2 protein-coding genes are annotated in these 2,910 nt (G+C 33.5%); both read left to right on the top strand.

The genetic code is table 11. From position 1 onward, the window contains the following. Positions 1 to 2,045, top strand: a 2,045-nt coding sequence (locus V6137_RS20730; RefSeq protein WP_425449854.1) for an HNH endonuclease, incomplete at its 5' end; no start/stop codon positions are given. After that, positions 2,008 to 2,505: an SMI1/KNR4 family protein gene (locus V6137_RS20725; protein WP_425449853.1), complete on the top strand. Its 498-nt coding sequence runs from the start codon at positions 2,008 to 2,010 to the stop codon at positions 2,503 to 2,505. The genes V6137_RS20730 and V6137_RS20725, both read left to right, overlap by 38 nt. Positions 2,506 to 2,910 lie beyond the last annotated feature (405 nt).

Below are 2,910 nucleotides of genomic sequence, written 5' to 3'. Positions count from 1 at the left end.
GAAAGAGTCTAATAATAAGTGAAGTAAAGGCAGAAATAATAAAAAGTACTGTAACATTTAAGTACAAGCTATCAAGGGAAAAGGGCATATACCAAAGACAAATATATAACGATAAATTAAATGGACTATCCCTAGAGGGAAAAGTACTAGACACTAAAGAAGAACTGGTAAAGCTTCATCTAAATATAGATGAAAAGCAACCAAAGAATAAGGCATATTGGTTTCCCTTTGCCCCTAGAACAGGAAATGTAATGTACTGTATGCCAAAGCTAGAAACCTATGCCAGCCTATATCTCCCAACATCTGAAGAAAAGGATGGAAAGGTAATAGAAAGTGTCCGTAAAAATGGAGACACCTGTAAAAAGACAGCCAACCCAGAAATACGATACTTTGAAACAGAACATAAAAACCAATGGGAAATAACCCCTAAAGCAATAAATATAGTAGGAAACTTTAACAATCCACTACAGATAGCAATAAATGATGACACAGGAGTAGAGATATCAAGCTACAAAAAGATAATACTAAGGGCAAAGGATAATATATCCTTATATACTCCAAAGAGTATAAGGATAAAAGCCACTAGCCAGATAATAGTCAGTAGAAGTAAAAAGAGTAATGGTTTTACAGTGGAAAGTGAGTTTCACTTTTTATCAGAGAATGTATTGTTAAAGGGAAGGGATGCTACTACCTTTGCAAAGTTTGATGATGCACCTAAGGAAGTGGAGCCACCTGGATTTAGTTGGGGTAAACTATTTAAAAATGTAGGAAAAGCATTATTGGTGGTAGCAGCAGCAACAGCGGCAGTAGCTTTAACAGCTTCAACATTTGGAGCAGGAGCAGCAGTAGTAGGAGCAGTTGTAAAATTTGGGGCGATAAGTGGTACAATAGCTGTAGGAAGTAAAGCAGTGTCGGATATAAGAAGGGGAGAAGTAAGTGATTTTAGTGAATATGCCTATATAGGAGCTAAAGATTCTGTCCTGGGAGCCATAACAGGAGCTATATTTGGTCCAATAGCAGCTTCAAAATCTTTACTTGCAAGACTAGGAATAGATGGCCTAGAAGGAGTAACAGAAAGTTTTATAAGTCAAACTATAGATTTGATAACTACAGGTGAAGGGATAAGTGTAAAAGAAGCCTTAACAGATGGATTATTTACAGTAGGGCTTTCCGGTGTCTTTGAGTTTGTACCAAAGGGTGCAAGAAAAGTATTCACTAAAAAAGGTAGAGAAGAAGTAGGAGATTGGCTAACAAAAGGAAAGAAACAGATAGGTAATTTTGTAGGGGAAAGTGTAGATAGAGCAAAGAAAGTTATAGAACATCCAAAACAAGCACTAGATCATATAGTAGATGTAGGCAACAAAGGAATGGATGCAATAGAAAGAAGCAGTAAAAGAATAGTCGATAGCATGTCAGAGACAATTAATAATGCTATAGGTAATAACAATCGCTTGGCTCTGGGCACAGTAGGTGGAGGAGCTTCTAATAATATTTCCTATAGTAAGAGTAGTACAATGAATAAGTCCTCTGGTGGAGGTAGTAAAATCTCTTACGATAAGGACAGTGGACACTGGAGAGATGAAAAAGGTAGATTTGCTTCAGATCCAAATGGAAAGAAAAAGAAAACAGTTAAGAAGGATTCTGGTAGTGGGAAGTCTACTGAGGGGACTGGTGAAGATAATGGGAGGCTAAATATGGTTGGTAAGACTCATCCAGTTTCAGGTGTTAAATTTGATATGAAAGGGTTCCCTATATTTGAATCTAAATATCAAATGAAATTAGACCCATCTGATTACTTAAAATCAAGAGGAACTCATTTTGATAGAGCAAGTAAAGCATTATATCAAGATATAGTTAAAGATTCTAAGCTTAGAAGCAATTTTACAAAAGTAGAAATTGAAATATTTAAAGATGGTGGATTACCTAAGAGATTTACATGGCATCATCATCAAGAAGTGGGCTTAATGCAGTTAGTCGATAGAAAATTGCATAGAAAAACTGGTCATAATGGAGGATTTAGTATCTGGGGACCAGGAAATAAATAGAGGAGGATTTATTATGAGTAATAATATAAGATGGATATGTGAAAATCAAGGTGTTGAAATGACTATTGTTTTGAAAGTAGAAACTATTTTTGGTATTAAGTTCCCCAAAGACTATGTTGAATGTATACTGAAAAATGATGGTGGTTATCCTAAACCCAATAGATTTACGTTGAATGGAAATGAAGAAGTATTTAATAATTTATTGAGTTTAGACGAAGAAGATGTAAGTAACATCATAGAAACTTATAATGATGTTAAAGATCGATTGATTGAAAGAGTAATTCCATTTGCTGAAGATCCATTTGGAAACTTAATATGTTTTGACTACAGAAATAATGAGCAACCAACTATAGTATTTTGGCAACATGAAAAAGCATTCAATAATAAACAAGCAGCTACGAAACATTTATGCGATTCTTTTAATGATTTATTATTAATGTTACATGAATCTAAAGAATAATTATTTAAATTTAGACATAACTATTCTAACTTGGGAAAAAATATGTTTTTTACTGTATAGTGATAAAAATTATTAATGGTAAAATAAGTTCAACGAAATGATTACAAATTTAGCTTATTAAGATAGTATAAATTTACTGCATAAATGGGACTGTAAATAGTTGTGTGTAATTACCAACTGACTACAGTCTAAAGAAGAAACATGAATAAGAACCTTTTTTAGCATGTAATATACTAAAAGATGGAATAAGATTTCACTTTGGTATGCCAAAGGGTGATAGTGTAACAATACCAGAGGATATACCATATACAGCAACAAAGGACATATTTGCATATAAAAAAGCCAAAGCTTTAGGTGGACAAGTAACAGATATAGACTTTTTCTATTACATAGTAGAAAGTTATG

This window comes from Dethiothermospora halolimnae, from assembly GCF_037577855.1.
Lineage (GTDB): Bacteria > Bacillota > Clostridia > Tissierellales > VENL01 > Dethiothermospora > Dethiothermospora halolimnae.
This window is presented reverse-complemented; position numbering and strand designations above follow the sequence as displayed.

Excerpts from the sequence above, each read along its gene's own strand:
- V6137_RS20725 (WP_425449853.1), top strand. The coding sequence starts at position 2,008 with ATGGAGGATTTAGTATCTGGGGACCAGGAAATAAATAGAGGAGGATTT.